This is a genomic window from Streptomyces sp. GL_141, assembly GCF_057834385.1.
In genome coordinates this window covers 5,431,841-5,447,519 of record NZ_CM174402.1, presented here as the reverse complement: position 1 = coordinate 5,447,519, position 15,679 = coordinate 5,431,841, and the positions used below count along the sequence as shown (strand labels likewise).

18 protein-coding genes, 1 tRNA gene and 1 riboswitch are annotated in these 15,679 nt (G+C 71.3%); of the genes, 8 read left to right on the top strand and 11 right to left on the bottom strand.

The annotated features are described in order from the left end of the window. Positions 1-32: 32 nt before the first annotated feature. Together AC3IX6_RS24180 and AC3IX6_RS24175 are read right to left on the bottom strand one after the other, a co-directional pair. On the bottom strand, positions 33-1,238 hold the full coding sequence (locus AC3IX6_RS24180) for a hypothetical protein (protein ID WP_489364529.1): 1,206 nt from the start codon (positions 1,236-1,238) through the stop codon (positions 33-35). Between the two features lie 489 nt (positions 1,239-1,727). Then, the gene (locus tag AC3IX6_RS24175) at positions 1,728-2,270 is read right to left on the bottom strand and encodes a GNAT family N-acetyltransferase (protein ID WP_489364527.1); all 543 of its coding nucleotides are present in this window, start codon (positions 2,268-2,270) and stop codon (positions 1,728-1,730) included. A gap of 201 nt (positions 2,271-2,471) precedes the next feature. Between AC3IX6_RS24175 and AC3IX6_RS24170 the strand changes: the two genes are divergently transcribed. From AC3IX6_RS24170 to AC3IX6_RS24160, 3 genes are all read left to right on the top strand, one after another. Beyond that, positions 2,472-2,648, top strand: coding sequence for a hypothetical protein (locus tag AC3IX6_RS24170; protein WP_489364525.1), 177 nt, complete (start codon positions 2,472-2,474; stop codon positions 2,646-2,648). A 65-nt stretch (positions 2,649-2,713) separates the two neighbouring features. Next, positions 2,714-3,013: a hypothetical protein gene (locus tag AC3IX6_RS24165; RefSeq protein WP_489364523.1), complete on the top strand. Its 300-nt coding sequence runs from the start codon at positions 2,714-2,716 to the stop codon at positions 3,011-3,013. Between the two features lie 178 nt (positions 3,014-3,191). Next, the gene (locus tag AC3IX6_RS24160) at positions 3,192-3,965 is read left to right on the top strand and encodes a class I SAM-dependent methyltransferase (RefSeq protein ID WP_489364521.1); all 774 of its coding nucleotides are present in this window, start codon (positions 3,192-3,194) and stop codon (positions 3,963-3,965) included. A gap of 61 nt (positions 3,966-4,026) precedes the next feature. On the opposite strand, the gene AC3IX6_RS24155 is transcribed toward AC3IX6_RS24160, so the two are convergent. From AC3IX6_RS24155 to AC3IX6_RS24135, 5 genes are all read right to left on the bottom strand, one after another. Further along, on the bottom strand, positions 4,027-5,442 hold the full coding sequence (locus tag AC3IX6_RS24155) for a DUF445 domain-containing protein (protein WP_489364519.1): 1,416 nt from the start codon (positions 5,440-5,442) through the stop codon (positions 4,027-4,029). A gap of 147 nt (positions 5,443-5,589) precedes the next feature. Then, positions 5,590-6,312 carry a DUF1707 SHOCT-like domain-containing protein gene (locus tag AC3IX6_RS24150; RefSeq protein WP_489364517.1) on the bottom strand — a complete coding sequence of 241 codons (723 nt, stop codon included), beginning with the start codon at positions 6,310-6,312 and terminating at the stop codon, positions 5,590-5,592. A 126-nt stretch (positions 6,313-6,438) separates the two neighbouring features. Next, the gene (locus tag AC3IX6_RS24145) at positions 6,439-7,422 is read right to left on the bottom strand and encodes an ABC transporter ATP-binding protein (protein ID WP_489364515.1); all 984 of its coding nucleotides are present in this window, start codon (positions 7,420-7,422) and stop codon (positions 6,439-6,441) included. A gap of 2 nt (positions 7,423-7,424) precedes the next feature. Further along, the gene (locus AC3IX6_RS24140) at positions 7,425-8,327 is read right to left on the bottom strand and encodes an ABC transporter permease (RefSeq protein ID WP_489364513.1); all 903 of its coding nucleotides are present in this window, start codon (positions 8,325-8,327) and stop codon (positions 7,425-7,427) included. Next, positions 8,320-9,147, bottom strand: a complete 828-nt coding sequence (locus tag AC3IX6_RS24135) for an ABC transporter permease (RefSeq protein WP_489364511.1) — start codon at positions 9,145-9,147, stop codon at positions 8,320-8,322. The genes AC3IX6_RS24140 and AC3IX6_RS24135 overlap by 8 nt, the downstream gene beginning before the upstream one ends. A gap of 186 nt (positions 9,148-9,333) precedes the next feature. Between AC3IX6_RS24135 and AC3IX6_RS24130 the strand changes: the two genes are divergently transcribed. Beyond that, entirely contained in the window at positions 9,334-11,772 is a 2,439-nt protein-coding gene (locus AC3IX6_RS24130) for a transglycosylase domain-containing protein (RefSeq protein ID WP_489364509.1), read from the top strand. Positions 11,773-11,790: 18 nt separating this feature from the next. Here AC3IX6_RS24130 and AC3IX6_RS24125 read toward each other — a convergent pair whose 3' ends face one another. The 3 genes from AC3IX6_RS24125 to AC3IX6_RS24115 form a co-directional block, all read right to left on the bottom strand. Beyond that, complete coding sequence (locus AC3IX6_RS24125) at positions 11,791-12,111, bottom strand: DMT family transporter (RefSeq protein ID WP_243337238.1); 321 nt, start codon at positions 12,109-12,111, stop codon at positions 11,791-11,793. A 31-nt stretch (positions 12,112-12,142) separates the two neighbouring features. Beyond that, positions 12,143-12,236: riboswitch (guanidine-III (ykkC-III) riboswitch) on the bottom strand. Positions 12,237-12,293: 57 nt separating this feature from the next. Beyond that, entirely contained in the window at positions 12,294-12,638 is a 345-nt protein-coding gene (locus tag AC3IX6_RS24120; RefSeq protein ID WP_243337241.1) for a GroES family chaperonin, read from the bottom strand. A gap of 46 nt (positions 12,639-12,684) precedes the next feature. Continuing rightward, entirely contained in the window at positions 12,685-13,002 is a 318-nt protein-coding gene (locus AC3IX6_RS24115; protein WP_489364506.1) for a DUF3618 domain-containing protein, read from the bottom strand. Positions 13,003-13,117: 115 nt separating this feature from the next. On the opposite strand from AC3IX6_RS24115, the gene bcp reads away from it, so the two are divergent. The 4 genes from bcp to AC3IX6_RS24095 all read left to right on the top strand — a co-directional run bounded on the left by bcp (position 13,118) and on the right by AC3IX6_RS24095 (position 15,018). Further along, positions 13,118-13,585, top strand: a complete 468-nt coding sequence (gene bcp, locus AC3IX6_RS24110) for a thioredoxin-dependent thiol peroxidase (RefSeq protein WP_422522673.1) — start codon at positions 13,118-13,120, stop codon at positions 13,583-13,585. Between the two features lie 146 nt (positions 13,586-13,731). Then, positions 13,732-14,379, top strand: coding sequence for an HNH endonuclease signature motif containing protein (locus AC3IX6_RS24105; protein ID WP_489364504.1), 648 nt, complete (start codon positions 13,732-13,734; stop codon positions 14,377-14,379). Continuing rightward, a complete protein-coding gene (locus AC3IX6_RS24100; protein ID WP_489364502.1) occupies positions 14,376-14,882 on the top strand; it encodes an HNH endonuclease signature motif containing protein in 507 nt (168 codons plus the stop codon). The genes AC3IX6_RS24105 and AC3IX6_RS24100 overlap by 4 nt, the downstream gene beginning before the upstream one ends. Before the next feature lie 49 nt (positions 14,883-14,931). Continuing rightward, a tRNA-Leu gene (locus AC3IX6_RS24095) sits at positions 14,932-15,018 on the top strand. A 52-nt stretch (positions 15,019-15,070) separates the two neighbouring features. On the opposite strand, the gene rdgB is transcribed toward AC3IX6_RS24095, so the two are convergent. Further along, positions 15,071-15,679, bottom strand: a complete 609-nt coding sequence (gene rdgB / locus AC3IX6_RS24090) for an RdgB/HAM1 family non-canonical purine NTP pyrophosphatase (RefSeq protein ID WP_489371544.1) — start codon at positions 15,677-15,679, stop codon at positions 15,071-15,073.

The window sequence follows — 15,679 nt, the reverse complement described above, 5'->3', positions numbered from 1 at the left end:
GAGTGCTCTCAAGGGCTTCCACCACGTCATTGTCATGGCACCGGGAGCTCCAGTTGGACATGGCCGCGGGCCAGGGCTGTGGGTGGGGTGGGGCGGGTGGTGGTCAGGGTGAGGAGGGTGCGGAGGGCTGCGATCACCTCCCTCGGGGTGTCTCGCATCATCGAGGGGGTGGCGCTGACCACCAGAATGCCGTGGGACTCCAGGCGGAGGCGGCGGTGGAGGGTGGCGTGCCAGGAGTCGCGGTTGTAGTGGTACTCCGCCGAGTCGATCTCCAGGGCCACGCCCTCGTCGGGCCAGTAGGCGTCCGGGCTCGCCAGGAACGTGCCGTCCGGGGTCTGCAGGCGGGCGTTCCACAGGGGGGTCGGGAGGTCCGTGGCCGAGAGGGTGTCGCGGGCCTGGGCCTCGGCGACCGAGCGGACTCCGGCGAGGAGTTCCGCGGCCGCCGCGCGGATCGCGGGGCGGGTCAGGAGGCGGGCGGCGCGGAGTTCGGCGTGCAGGTCCTGCGGGTGGCACCAGCCGGACTGGACTACCTGGGCGAGGACCGAGCGGATCCGGTCCGCCGGCTCGTCGGTCCGGGCCGCGAAGTCGGCGGCCGCGCGCACCGGGCGGGTGCTCGGGATACCCGAGACGGTGATGGTGCGGGGCCAGCGGGCGGTTGGGTACGGGCGTACGTCCGGGAACCCGGCGAGCTTGCGCGGGGCGCGGATCAGGACGTCGGCCGGCGTGTACGGGGCTTCGCGGATCCCGAGCAGGGCGAGGGCCGCGCCGCCGGTGAGGGCGGCGGTATCGCCGGAGAGCGGGTCGGAGCCGGGCTCGGCGGCGTAGAGGACGGCGGCCAGGGCGCGTTGGCGCTGGTCCGGGGGGCCGGTCTGGAGGAGGTAGACCCGGGGCAGCAGCCGCTGCCAGGGCCCGCCGGGGCGGGTGCGGGAGGTGATCGTGCCGGGTGGGACGCCGGCAGTGGTGGTGAGTTGGTGGCGCGTGGCGAGATTGAGCTGGCGTCGGGCGGTGGAGGCGGGGGCCGGGGTGGAGGCGGGGGCCGCGGTGGAGGCGGGGGCCGGGGTGGAGGCGGGGGCCGGGGTGGGGGTTGTGGTGCGGGTCCGGGTGGACTGCGGGACGGGTCGGGTGAGCGGGGCTTGAGTGGCTGGTGCGGTACCGGTGGCCTGACCGGGACGGGTGGTGGGTGTGGTCTGGGTGGCGGGTGTGGTTCGAGCGTCAGGCGTGGCCTGGACGGCAGGCACGGCTCGGGTGGTGGGTGCGGCCCCGGCGGCCCGTCCGGGACGGGTGGTCTGACCGGGACGGGTGGTCCGACCCGCGCGCGTCGGGTGTGCCGGGTGTGTGGCGGTTGTCGTGTGGGTGGGGCGGGTGGTGCGTGGGGTGGGGTTCATGGGCGCGGTATGCCCCGCCCTGGTGGATCGGATGCCCCGATGGGTGATGTTTTGTGGCTGCCGCTGGGCGTCCTCGCCTTGTAACCTGCGCCGGCTTCGCAGCGCGCGGCGGGGCCTGCCGCTGTCTTGGCGGACGGGCTCAGTCCCGCCGGAGGACCTCGGCCGAGGCCCGCGCCTCCCCGGGGCGGGCGGGGGGGTGGGCGGGCAGACGTAAGGGAACGGCGCGCGTTTCTTCTTCGGACGGGTTCGAGCGCTCCGCGGAGGCAGGGGACGGCTCTCGGCCGTCGCCGTCCGGATGGGAGTGCCGCTCCGGGCGGGCGGGGTACGGGAGGGGCTGCCCCGTTATGCCGACCGGTTCGGGTGGTCCGGGGACAGGAAGACGATGACGCCCGTCTCCGTGCCGGGCAGCGGTGCGACCTCGTGCCAGCCCAGGCGGCGGTACGTGGCCACGGTGTTCCTGGCCAGGCGGCTGGTCAGCAGCCAGGCACGCCGGTCCGGGGCATCGGTGGTGATCTCGGTGAGGAGGTCCCGGGCGGTGCCGCGGCCGCGTGCGTAGGGGCGTACCGCGAGTTCGTCTATCTCCAGAGCCCCGGTGAGGAGTTCCTTCACCCGGGCCGACCCGAGCTGCGCCGCGACCTGGGCGTACGCCCGGTTCTTCGGGAAGGCCGCCGGGGTGATCCAGCCCGTCGCGAAGCCGTCGATGCCCGTGGCGGACTGGATGAAGGCCGTACGGAAGCCACGGCGCCGGGCGTCGGCCGGGAGGCGGGCCGCGAACTGGCGAATGGTTTCTTCGTCTTCGTTCCACGGCGGGGCGGAGAAGACGTCGGCGTAGGCGTCGACCAGTTCGTCCGCGAGGTCGAGGACGGCCTGTCCGTAGCAGATCACGATGTCCTGGCTCCTGATGTGGGTGATGTGAGTGGGGTGGCAGGGGCGAGAGGGGGCGAGGTGGTTTGCCCCTTTGGGTGGGAGATTGAATTTATGCCCATCAGGTTCCCTCAGCAGACATCGCGCGGATCCGGCGAGTGTGCGACAAATCCCCTCGGCGCGGTCCGTGTCGGGCGGCCGGGCGGCCGCGTTGAGCAGCACGTGGACAGACTGCTTCGGGCCGCCGGCGGGGCCGGGCTCGCGTTTCTGCTCGTGTTGGGCGTGGTGGCGATGCTGCCGCGCGGCGTACGGGACACGGTGCCGGATCCGGTGATCGGCGGGGCCGTACTGGTGTTGGGCGCGGTGGGGGCCCGACGCGTGGTCAAAGGGTCGAGTTAGCCTCGGGGGCGAGTAGGCGTGCGCATACGAACTGATGAACCGATGAGGTAAGGGAGTTGGACAGCATGGCACAGGTGCCTAGTTCCGTGGTGGCGGCCGCCGGTCTGGTCGGGGGTTACGCCGTCGCGCGGTGGACCAAGAAGCGGCCGCTCGGTGGTGTCGTGCTCGGCGCCGCGGGGGTCGTCGCCGGGCGGGAGTGGCACCGGCGCGGCGGCGTCCCCGCCGCGGCCGGGCTCGGTGCGCTGTACCTCGCCGGGTTCGCCGGTGCGCACCCGCTGGCGAAGAAGGTCGGCGCGTGGCCGGCGGTCATCGGCGCCGCGGGCGTGGTGGCCGCCGCGTCCTGGGCGGTCGCCGACCGGGGCTGACTCCCGTACCGGGTCGCGTACAGGGTCCCGTACGGGTTCCGGCCGGATCGCGTACGGGTGCCAGGCAGATCGCGTACGGGACCCGCCGGGGACCCGGCCCCGGCGGGTCCCGTACGCGCCCCGCACCCGCCGCCGTTCCCGGCCCCGCGCAGCGCCCCCTCGTGCCAGGATCTCCGGTATGCCTGATCGCGCGCTGAGCTTCGGAGCGATGGCGGAAGCCTACGAACGGTTCCGGCCGGGGTATCCCGTGGAGCTCTTCGACCTGGTGAGGGAGTACGCGGGCCGTCCGGTTGCGACCGCCCTCGAAATCGGTGCCGGGACGGGCAAAGCAACCCGCCTGTTCGCCCGGCAGGGGATCACGGTCACCGCGACCGAGCCTGATGGAGCCATGCTCGCCGAGCTGCGCAAGCAGGTGCCCGCAAGCGTCAGGACGGTGCGAGCCGCCTTCGAGGACCTGCGCCCGGGCCGACGGTACGGGCTGGTCTACGCGGCGGCCGCGCTGCACTGGACCAGCCCGGAGGGCCGGTGGGCACGGGTGGCCTCCCTACTGGAGCCCGGGGGCGTCTTCGCCTCGTGCGGCGGACCGGTCCAACTGGCCGACCCGGCCGTGGAGGGAGCCGTACGCACGGCACGGGCTCCGATCCTGGAGAGCGACGAGGTTCCCTCCCCGGACGGGACGCCACCTGGCTACGACATGCAGTGGCCGGGTACGGAGCTCCGGCAGTCCGCCCTGTTCACCGATGTTCAACAGGCGGTGATCGACCGCCGCCTGACGATGAGCGCCGGCGACTACGTCGGCCACTTGTCCACCGTCTCGGCCTATCTCGTCCTGCCGCCCCTGGTGAGGGAACGGGTGTTCCGCCGGATCACGCAGGTCCTGCCGCCGCGGGTCGAGATCGCCGCCGACATCACCGTCCATCTCGCGCGGCGGCTCCACCTCCACGAGCCGTAACACCACCCGAGCAGCAGCGAAGGCAACACGCACGCAGCAGCCCCCGGCCGGCCGCGCCCCGCTACGCCCCGAAGGCGCGCGACACGGTGTAGATCAGGAGGCCCGCCAGGGCGCCGACCACCGTGCCGTTGATGCGGATGAACTGGAGGTCGCGGCCGATGTGGGCCTCGATCTTGCGCGAGGTGTGCTCCGCGTCCCAGCCCGCCACCGTGTCCGTGATGAGGGAGGTGATCTCCGTCCGGTACGTGGTGACCACGTACACGACCGCGCCCTCGATCCAGCCCTCCACCTTGTTCTGGAGGCGGCCGTCCGTGGCCAGCCGGGCGCCCAGGGACATCAGCGAGGAACGGACCCGCAGGCGCAGCGCGCTCCGCTCGTCCTCCGCCGCCGAGATGATCATCGAACGGACCGCCGTCCAGGTGGAGGCGATCACGTCCTGGATCTCCTCCCGCTGCAAGATCTCCGACTTCAGGCGCTCCACCCGCGCCCGCGTCTCCGTGTCCGACTGGAGGTCCGCCGCGAAGTCCGCGAGGAAACGGTCCACCGCCCCGCGCGCCGGGTGCTCCGGCATGTCCCGCATCTCCTGGACGAAGCGCAGCAGTTCCTTGTAGACGCGGTCGCCGATCTTGCGGTCCACGAACCTCGGGGTCCAGCCCGGCGCGCCGCCCTGCACCGCCGCCTCCACCGATTCGGCATGGGTGACCAGCCAGTCGTACGCCCGCGCGCACACCAGGTCCACGACCCGGCGGTGGCCGCCGTCCGCGACGACCTTCTCCAGCGTCTTGCCGATCCCCGGCGCGATCTCCGCCGTCTCGGCCCGCCGCGTGATCGCCTCGCCCACGACGGCCTGCACATCGGAGTCCCGCAGGACCGTCAGCGCCCCGCGCAGGGCCGTGGCCAGCTCGGCCGTGACCCGGTCGGCGTGCGCGGGCTCGGCCAGCCAGGCGCCGAGCCGGCCGCCGATGCCCAGCGCGTGCAGCCTCGTACGCACCACGTCGGCGGAGAGGAAGTTCTCCCCGACGAACTCCCCGAGCGAGACGCCGAGCTGGTCCTTCTTCGTCGGGATGATCGCGGTGTGCGGGATGGGCAGGCCGAGCGGCCGCCGGAACAGGGCCGTGACGGCGAACCAGTCCGCGAGCGCGCCCACCATGCCCGCCTCGGCCCCGGCCGCGACGTACCCGGCCCAGCCGCCCGCGCCCGCGTGCTCCGCCCACTTCGCCGCCACGTAGATCAGCGCGACCAGGACCAGCAGGCCGGTGGCGGTCCGCTTCATCCGGCGGACGCCGCGCCGGCGCTCCTCGTCCGCCTCGCTGAACACGAAGCCGCCCCGTGCCGTGGCCCCGGTCGGTGGCGTCGTCGACGAGGACGATGAAGCCGACGAGGACGCAGCCTCCGCCGTAGCCGTCGTGCTGCCCTGCTCCACGTGCTCCTGCCTTCCCCCGGGCGACGGTTTCGTCCGCAAAGCATCCGACTTCATAGCATCCGACGCCCGGGGCGCCCGGGGAGTTCCCGGCGCGCCGTACTCGTCCTCCGGCTGTGGACCGCGGCCCCCTCGGCCGTACCGCTGTGGACCGCGGCCCCGACCGCGGCCGCCGCGGCCGTACCGCTGCTGGACCGCGTCGCGCTACAGCTCCTTGCGCGGCTTCTGCTTCGAGACCGCCCGCTGCTTCGGCGGTTTCACCTTCACCTCGACCCCGCCCCAGAAGGCGAGGCCCGTCACGACCACCCGCGGAGCCCCCGGCTCCACCGGGCCGGGGCTGTCGGTCTGGTCGAAGCCGCCCATCACGCCGATGCCGCGTACGTCGAGCTCGACGCCCGGCGGCACGATGATCTGGATGCCGCCCATGATGGCGACGCAGTTGATGACGACCTCCCGCTCCGCGAAGTTCGCCTCGCGCAGGTCGATCTCACCGCCGCCCCAGAACGCCACCGCGTGGAAGCGGGCGGGCACGGTCCAGTTGCCCTTGCGCTGGAAGCCCGACATGACCGCCACGGCCATGGCCGGGCCGCCCGCCGCCCCTCCGCCGCCCACGATCCGGGCCGGCCAGGCGGCTCCCGACCCCGCCGGTACCGCCTTGGTCAGCCCGACCGGAGCCACCGGGGCGGCCGAGATCGGAGCCGTCGCGCCGAGCGCGGGCAGGTCCCGCGTCAGCGGTTCGAGCTCGGCGTACGTACGGGACCGGTAGGCCGCGTCCAGCCGCTCCTCGAACTCGTCCATGTCGAGCCGGCCCTCGGCGACGGCGTCCCGCAGCCGGTCCACCACCCGCTCCCGGTCGGCGTCCGAAGCCCTCAGCTCCGGCAACGGCGACTTCTCGGGCAACGGCTTCTCGGGCCGCTCATCACTCATGCGGACCAGCCTATGCAGTCACCCCGGAGAGCGGTACGGCCCGAACCCCGCTCCGGCTCAGGGTTGTCCCTGATTTAACCCCCGCCCCCGCCCCCTGCCCCTGCTCCCCGCCCCCTGCCCGGCTCCCTACCCCCGCCCCGCGTACATCCGCGCGATCACGTCCTCGATGTCCGGCTCCCGCACCGACAGGTCCAGCAGCGGATACTCCGCCGCCACCGCCGCCACCAGCGGAGCCGCCGAAGCGCGCGCCGGGAACGCCAGCCACTGCCGCGCACCCTCCACCTTCACCACCCGCGCCCCCGCCACCTCGATCGGCGGGAGCTCCCGCTCCAGGTCCACCACCAGCGTCCGCTCGCTCGCCGCCGCACCGTCCGCGCCGCCCGCCGTGTGCAGCCCGCCCAGCGAGCCGTCGTACACCAGCCGCCCGTGGTCGATCACCATCACCCGCTCGCACAGCTGCTCGATGTCCTGGAGGTCGTGCGTGGTCAGCAGCACCGTGGTGCCGAGCTCCTCGTTCAGCTGCCGCAGGAAGCCCCGTACGCTCGCCTTGCTCACCACGTCCAGCCCGATCGTCGGCTCGTCCAGGTACAGCACGTCGGGGTCGTGCAGCAGCGCCGCCGCGATGTCCCCGCGCATCCGCTGCCCCAGCGACAGCTGCCGTACGGGTACGTCGAGCAGCTCGGCGAGGTCGAGCCGGTCCACGCAGCGCTCCATGTTCTCCGCGAACCGCGCCGGCGGGATCCGGTACATCCGTCGCATCAGCGCGTAGGAGTCCTTCAGCGGAAGGTCCCACCACAGCGTCGTGCGCTGCCCGAACACCACGCCGATCCGGTGCGCGAGGCGCATCCGCTCCCGCGCCGGGTCGATGCCGGCGACCCGCAGCCGGCCGCCGCTCGGGGTGAGGATGCCGGTCAGCATCTTGATGGTGGTCGACTTGCCGGCGCCGTTGGGCCCGATGTAGCCGACCATCTCGCCCCGAGCCACCTCGAAGCTGATCCCGTCCACGGCCCTGACCTGGCGTTTCTCCCGGCGCACCAGGCCCACCCGGCGCCGTACGTCGAAGACCTTCTCGACCTCGTGCAGCGAAATCAGCGCTTCCGGATCCGGCACGGCTAGCTCCCCGTACTGCGGTACGAACGGACCCCCGCGCGCCAGGCCAGCGACGCGGGGAGGAACACCACGAAGGCCACCAGCGGGCTCGCGTACGCCACCCACCCCGGCAGCCCCAGCGGATCGGGCCGGCCCAGCACGTACAGGGCGGGCAGCCAGTTGACGAAGGCGAGCGGCACGATGAAGGTGACCCCGCGCAGCAGGTCCTTCGCGAAGACGGTCGGCGGGTACTGGAGCATGGTGCAGCCGCCGTAGGTGAAGCTGTTCTGCACCTCCGCGGCGTCCCCGGCGAGGAACTGGAAGGCCGCGCCGGCCACCATCACCGCGCCGAAGATCGCCGCCCCGGCGGTGATCATCACGGGCACCATCAGCACCTTCCCGACCGTCCAGTGCAGCTGGTCCAGCTCCGAGACGGCCCACCCCAGCACCGCGATCCCCTGCGCGATCCGCCCCAGCCGGCGCAGCGCGAAGCGGTCGGCCGCCACCTGGGCGAGCACCGGGACCGGGCGGACCAGCATGGTGTCGAGGGAGCCGTCGCGGATCCGCGAGCCGATCCGGTCGGTGTTGCCGAGCAGCAGGTCGGCCAGGCCCAGGGAGGCCGAGCAGGACCCGTACAGCAGGGCGATCTCGGGGAGCGTGAAGCCGCCCAGCTCGTCCACGTGCGAGAACATGATCATGATCGCGACGAAGTCCAGGAGCGTGATGGCCGCGTTGCCGAAGGTGGAGAGGAAGAAGGACGTGCGGTACGTCATCGTCGACCGGATCCACATCGCGGCGATCAGCCCGTAGCCGCGCAGCCCCTCCAGGACGCGGCTGCGCCGCGGGACGAGGAGCCCGGGCCCGGCCGCCGCCACGTCGGGCGGCGCGGGCCTCCCGACGCCGCCCTCCACCAGCCGCTCAGCCACCCTGGACCACCACCTTGCGGGTCGCGGCCGCCTGCACCAGCCGGCCCAGCCCGAGCAACACCACGGCCCACGCGGCCTGGAAGCCGAGCGCCCCCGCCGTACGCGCGGCTCCCGCGCCCCCGCCGAGCAGGACGTCCACCGGCACCTGGAGCATCGCCGCCCAGGGCAGGACGCGGACGAACTCCCCGAAGCCGCCCGGGAACACGGTCAGCGGCAGCAGCATCCCGGAGAAGAAGATGGAGACGACCGTGGCCATCATGTTGATCCCGGCCCCGTCCATCAGCCAGAAGGCCGCCAGCCCCAGCAGGTAGCGCAGCGCGAAGCTCACCACCAGCCCGAGCACCACGGAGACCAGGAACAGCAGCCAGCGCAGCGGAGCGGTGGGCAGCGCCAAGTGGAAGGCGAGCCCGCCGATGACCAGCGGTACTACGCCGCGGCCCAGGAGTTGAAACCCCGCCCGGCCCAGATCACCCGCGAGCCACCACGCCTGGAGATCGGCCGGACGGTACAGGTCGACGGCGATGTCACCCGTACGGACGCGTTCTTGGAACTCCTCCTGGAAGCCGCCGCCGATCAGCGCCCCGGCGGCGAGCAGCGCCTGGCTGACCCACATGAACGTGAGGGCCTCGGACTGGTCGTAGCCGCCGAGTCCGGGCCGCTCGTCCCAGAGCGCGATGTAGGTGTAGGCCAGGATGAAACCGAACACGGTGTTGGTGAACACCCCGGCCGCGGTGGCCGTCCCGTAGGTGGCGTACCTGCGAAAGCCCCCGGCCGCGACCGCCCCGTAGAGCCCGGCTCGTCCCGCTACCGGCTGGCGCACCTCATCCCCTCCGTTTCCCAGGTCGTTGCTGCGTCGTTCCTACGTCGGCCAAAGCGCGCGAGCTTAGTGCGGAGGGGCGATCCACGCGAACGAATTACGCCCGTCCGGAGCGGAACCGGCGGCCATCGGGTAGACAGCATGAGGTACAGATGTGGATATTTCGTACGGCGCCGAGGAGTCCCGGAGATGAGCGACCCGTCACCACCGCCCGGCTGGACGCCTCGCGATCCCGACACCCCCGACGGGCAGCAGGCTCCGGGCGCCGACGCGCCCCCGCCTTCCGGATCAGACGCGAAGGGCGCGAAGAAGGCGGAGAGACGGCGGGCGAAGGCGGCGAAGAAGGCCAAGCGCAAGCGCACCGGCTGGCGCCGACTCCTCCCGACCTGGCGCATGGTCCTGGGCGCGTTCCTGCTCTTCGCCCTGCTCGTCTGCGGCGCCCTCGTGGCCGGCTACCTGCTGGTCCACATCCCGCCCGCCAACGCGGCCGCCACGGCGCAGTCCAACGTCTACCTCTACACCGACGGCACCCAGCTCGCCCGCGACGGCGAGGTCAACCGCGTCAACGTGCCGCTCTCCCAGATCCCCCTGACCGTCCAGGAGGCCGTACTGGCCGCCGAGGACCGCGACTTCCACTCCGAACGGGCCGTGGACCCCGCGGCGATGCTGCGCGCCGCCTGGAACACCGCGACCGGCAAGGGCACCCAGTCCGGATCGACCATCACCCAGCAGTACGTCAAGAACTACTACCTGGGCCAGGAACAGACGATCAAGCGGAAGGTGAAGGAGTTCTTCATCGCGATCAAACTCGGTCGTGAGAAGTCGAAGAACTACATCCTCGAGGGGTACCTGAACACCAGCTACTTCGGCCGCAACGCCTACGGCATCCAGGCCGCCGCCCAGGCCTACTACGGCAAGGACGTCGGCAAACTTGACCCCGCCGAGGGCGCTTACCTCGCCACCCTCCTCAACTCCCCCAGCGCCTTCGACGTGGTCGCCCACCCCCAGGGCCGCGGCCGCGCCCTCGCCCGCTGGAACTACGTGCTCGACGGCATGGTCAAGAAGGGCTGGATGACGCCCGCCGAACGCGCGGCCACCCAGTTCCCCGAGCCCGGCAAGGTCCGCCCGGCCGCCGGCCTCTCCGGACAGCGCGGCTACCTCGTCGAGGCCATCAAGGACTACATCACCGAGAACAAGATCCTCGACGACAAGACCCTCGCCGAGGGCGGCTACCGCATCACCACGACCATCGACAAGGCCCGCCAGACCGCCATGGTCGACTCCGTCAACGACAAGATGGTCAGCAAGCTCGAACCCGACAAGCGCAAGGCGGACCGCGTCGTACGCACCGGAGCCGTCTCCATCGACCCGGCCACCGGCAAGGTCGTCGCCCTGTACGGCGGCATCGACTACACCAAGCAGTACGTCAACAACGCCACCCGGCACGACTACCAAGTGGCCTCCACCTTCAAGCCGTTCGTCTTCGCCTCCGCCGTGCAGAACGACTCCCGCACCCAGGACGGCCGCACGATCACCCCGTACACGATCTACAACGGCGACAACAAGCGGCGCGTCGTCGGCACCCGCATCCCCTACGCACCGGAGAACGAGGGGCAGGTCAGCTACGGCAACATCACCGTCAACACCGCCACCGACCTCTCCGTCAACACCGTCTTCGCCCAGATGGTCGTCGACGTCGGCACCGACAAGGTCAAGCAGACCGCCATCGCCCTCGGCATCCCCGAGAACACCCCGAACTTCGACCCGGGACCGGCCATGGCACTGGGCACCATGCAGGCCAGCGTCCTGGACATGACCCAGGCCTACGCGACCCTCGCCGCCCACGGACGCCACACCCCGCACACCTTCGTCGAAAAGATCACCAAGGCCGGGGACACCGTCCCGCTCCCGCCGCGCGACCCGGCCCAGGCCGTCAGCCGCGAAGCCGCCGACACCACCACGTCCATGCTGGTCAGCGTCGTGGACAACGGCACCGGCACGGCCGCCCTGGCCGCCGGCCACCCGGCCGCGGGCAAGACGGGGACCGGCGAACTGGACCGCTCGGCCTGGTTCGCGGCGTACACCCCGAACCTGGTCACGGTCGTCTCGATGATGGGCCAGGACCCGGACACCGGCGCCCTGGAATCCCTTTACGGGGCCCTGGGCGAGGCCCGCATCGGGGGCGGCGGCTACCCGGCCCGGATCTGGGCCCAGTACACGAAGACGGCCCTGGCGGACACCGACCCCGTCGACTTCGACCTGGAGCTCATGCCCGGCGCGAACCGGCCCCCGCAGCCCCTGCCCGTGGACCCGGACCCGAGCCGGTCCCCGGAGGAAACCCCGGGCGACCGCCCCTCGAACCGGCCGGGCCGCCCGACGCGGACCCCGTCGACGGGCGGACAGACCAACGGGGGACAGACGAACGGCGGACAGACGAACGGGGGCCAGACCGACGGGGGGCAGACCACCGGGGGCCAGAACACCGGCGGTCAGACCACGGGCGGCCAGCCGGACGGCGGCCAGAACACCGGGGGCCAGACCGACGGCGGCACCACGACCGGCACCACGACGGGCACACAGGGCGGCACCACCGAGGGCCTGCGCCCACCGGCGGACCTACTGGAGTAACCAGGACCCGGTCGTCAGTCAGTGACCGGAGGTCGCCTTCAGCCCCACGACGGCGGCCAGCAGCAGACAGATGAAGAAGATCCGGGCGGCGGTGACGGGCTCACCCATGGCGACCATCCCGACCACCGCCGCACCGGCCGCGCCGATGCCGACCCACACGCCGTACGCCGTACCGATCGGCAGGGTCTTGACCGCGATCGACAGCAGCACCATGCTCGCCACGATGCCGGCGCCCGTGAACACGCTCGGCCAGAACCGGGTGAATCCCTCGGTGAACTTCATGCCGATCGACCAAGCGACTTCGATCAGACCGGCGACGATGAGCAGAACCCAGGCCATGACAGGCACCTCCGGGACGAGAGCGGAACGGGGTGCGTCGTCTTGTCCTGCAGCCACTGGCCACTGGCCACTGGCAACCCGGTACGGCGCGTCTCGTCGGGGGTTCCCCACCACCGTAGCAAAACCGAACGAAAAGGGCCGGTGACGATGGTCACCGGCCCTTTTCCAGCTCTGCGCGCGGGCTACAGATACAGCCCCGTGGAGTCTTCCGACCCCTCCAGCCGCTCGGCGGCCACGGCGTGCAGGTCCCGCTCCCGCATCAGCAGGTACGTCGCCCCGCGGACCTCGACCTCGGCCCGCTCCTCGGGGTCGTACAGGACCCGGTCCCCCGGCTCGACCGTCCGTACGTTCTGCCCGACCGCGACCACTTCGGCCCAGGCCAGCCGCTTGCCCACGGCGGCCGTCGCCGGGATCAGGATGCCGCCGCCAGAGCGGCGCTCACCCTCCGGCGAATCGGATTTCACGAGCACGCGGTCGTGCAGCATGCGGATGGGCAGCTTGTCGTGGGTGGTGGTGTTCTCGCTCACGGAGCGAACCTACCCGCCCACACCCGCCCCGCACCCCGCAGGGTCATCAGCGCTTGCGCCGCGCCGACATCACCAGCAGGCCCACGACGCCGACCGCGAGCAGTGCGACCGGCACGATCCGCTCGACGCGCGGGGCGCCATCGTCGTGGCGCAGCGCATCACCGGCGTCGGTGACGAGGCGGTTCACCGTCGCCACGGCGCGACCGACGACGTGGTCGATGTTGCCGACCACCTTCGCCTTGGCGTCCCCGACGATCGTCTTGGGGTGCATCCGCACCCCGATCTCGTCGAGCGCCTCAGCGAGCTGCTCGCGGCGACGGACGATGTCCGCCTCGATCTGTGCGGGGGTCCTGGCTTCCGGCACCGCGCTGCCTCCGTCGTCGTGGTCGGTCCCTTGGCGGGCGTAGCCCACCATGAACAGTCTGTCAGCAGCTTAGTCTCGACACCGTACCGATCCCCTCTTGAGGAGACTGTTGAGAATGAGCGAGCGACTTGAGCCGGGCGACATCGCCCCCGCCTTCACCCTGCCCGACGCGGACGGCAACGAGATCTCGCTCGCCGACCACAAGGGCCGCAAGGTGATCGTGTACTTCTACCCGACCGCCCTGACCCCGGGCTGCACCAAGCAGGCCTGCGACTTCACGGACAACCTGGCCGTCCTGGCCACGGCCGGCTACGACGTCATCGGCGTCTCCCCGGACAAGCCGGAGAAGCTGGCGAAGTTCCGCGAGCAGGAGCACCTGAAGGTCACCCTGGTCAGCGACCCCTCGAAGGAGGTCCTGACGGCGTACGGGGCGTTCGGCGAGAAGAAGCTGTACGGCAAGACCGTCACCGGGGTCATCCGCTCCACGGTGATCGTCGACGAGGAGGGCAAGGTCGAACGCGCCCTCTACAACGTCAAGGCCACGGGCCACGTAGCCAAAATCATCAAGGACCTGGGCATCTGATCCCCGCCCCTCCTTCCGGAACGGCCCGCACCCGACAAACGGTGCGGGCTGTTCCGTTTATCGGACGAAATCAGCCGCAACCGTCCGACTATCGGTCCGTTACTCCATGCGAGGGCCGCACGTGCGGCCGAGAAATGGAGGGGCCGATGCCCATCAGTCAGTACACGAAGGAACGCCTCACAGAGGCGGCGGAGGAGTCGCGGACGCTGTCCGAGGCTCTGGGGAAGCTCGGGGTGGACCCGAAGGGTGGGTCGCGGAGGTACCTGCTCGACCGCATGCGGAAGTTGGGTGTGGACGTCTCACACTTCGAGCGCGAGGGGGTGAAGTGGACGAGGGAGATCCTGAGCGAAGTTGTCGCATCCTCGACGACGATGTGCGAGGTGCTGCGCCGACTCGGTCTCGACGTTGTCGGCGGCCACCACACTCACATCAGCCGCAAGGTCAAGAGGTTCGGGATAGACACCTCTCACTTCGCACCCCCGCCGAGCACGGTAGGCACGCGAGATATCCGTCGCCGTCGTTCCGCCGAGGAAATCCTGCGCGACGACCGGTCTCCGATCGCCACTCGGGTCGACCCCACCAGGCTCAGGCGCGCACTCCTGGAGACCGGACGGGAGGAGCGCTGCGCTCTATGCGGGCTAGAGGCGGTCTGGCAAGGTGCGCCGCTACCCCTGGAGGTCGACCACATTGACGGAGAGTGGCGCAACAACCAAGCAACCAACCTGCGGCTCCTGTGCCCCAACTGCCACTCAACGACGGACACGTACCGCGGGCGCGGCAAGGGGCGGCGATGAGCAGCAGTGATCGTGCGGCGTACGTGCGGCGCGGGAAGCCGGACGAGAATGCCCTGCGTGAAGCCGTCGCGCAATCACACTCTCTAGCGGAGACCTTGCGCCGTCTGGGCAGGCCCCTGTCAGGCAGTCAGCATGCCGCGCTCAAGCGATGGATCGAGGAAGCCTCCCTCCCGACCGCCCACTTCACGGGGCAGGCACATCAGCGCGGCAAGAGAGGAACCACCGCACGGCCCGCCGACGATGTACTCGTTCGACACGAGGGTGAGCGCCGGACCACGACCAAGACTCTGCGCCGCGCATTGCGCGAGATCGGCGTTCCGGACGTGTGCGCCGGCTGCGGGACGACTCCGGAGTGGCTAGGCCTCCCCATGACGCTGGAGATCGACCACATCAATGGCGATTGGAGCGACGACCGCCGCGAGAACCTGCGACTGCTATGCCCCAACTGCCATGCAATTACGACCACCTGGTGTCGGGGAGGCCGCAGCAAGCCCCTTCATTGATCTTGTCCGACCGGTCGCAGCCGCCTGCCGCTATCATGGCAAGCGGCTAGCGGCGGTGGCGCAACGGCGACGCAGCAGACTTAGGATCTGTGGCCCGTGAAACGGCTTGAGGGTTCGAATCCCTTCCGCCGCACCATTACGGCCTGTGAATCGAAGGATTGATTCACAGGCCGTTCGCATGAGTGGCGTCAGCCCAACAGCTCCCGCACCACCGGAACCAGGGCTCGGAAGGCCTGGCCTCGGTGGGAGATGGCGTTTTTTTCGGACGGCGTGAGTTCCGCGCAGGTGCGGGTCTCGCCCAGGGGCTGGAGGATCGGGTCGTAGCCGAAGCCGCCCGTGCCGGCCGGGGTGTGGCGCAGGGTGCCCAGGAGGCGGCCTTCGACGACGCGTTCCGTGCCGTCCGGGAGGGCGAGGGCGGCCGCGCAGAAGAAGTGGGCGCCGCGGTGTTCGTCGGCGATGTCGCCGAGTTGGGACAGCAGGAGCGCCAGGTTCGCCTTGTCGTCGCCGTGGGCGCCGGCCCAGCGGGCCGAGAAGATGCCCGGGGCTCCGTTCAGGACGTCCACGCAGAGGCCCGAGTCGTCGGCGACGGCCGGCAGGCCGGTGGCCCGGGCCAGGGCGTGGGCCTTGAGGAGGGCGTTCTCGGCGAAGGTGACGCCGGTTTCCTTGACGTCGGGGATCTCCGGGTACGCGTCCGCGCCGACCAGCTCGTGCGGCAGGCCGGCGGCGGACAGGATGGCGCGGAGCTCGGTGACCTTGCCCGCGTTGCGCGTGGCGAGGATCAGGCGGCTGGGCTGCAT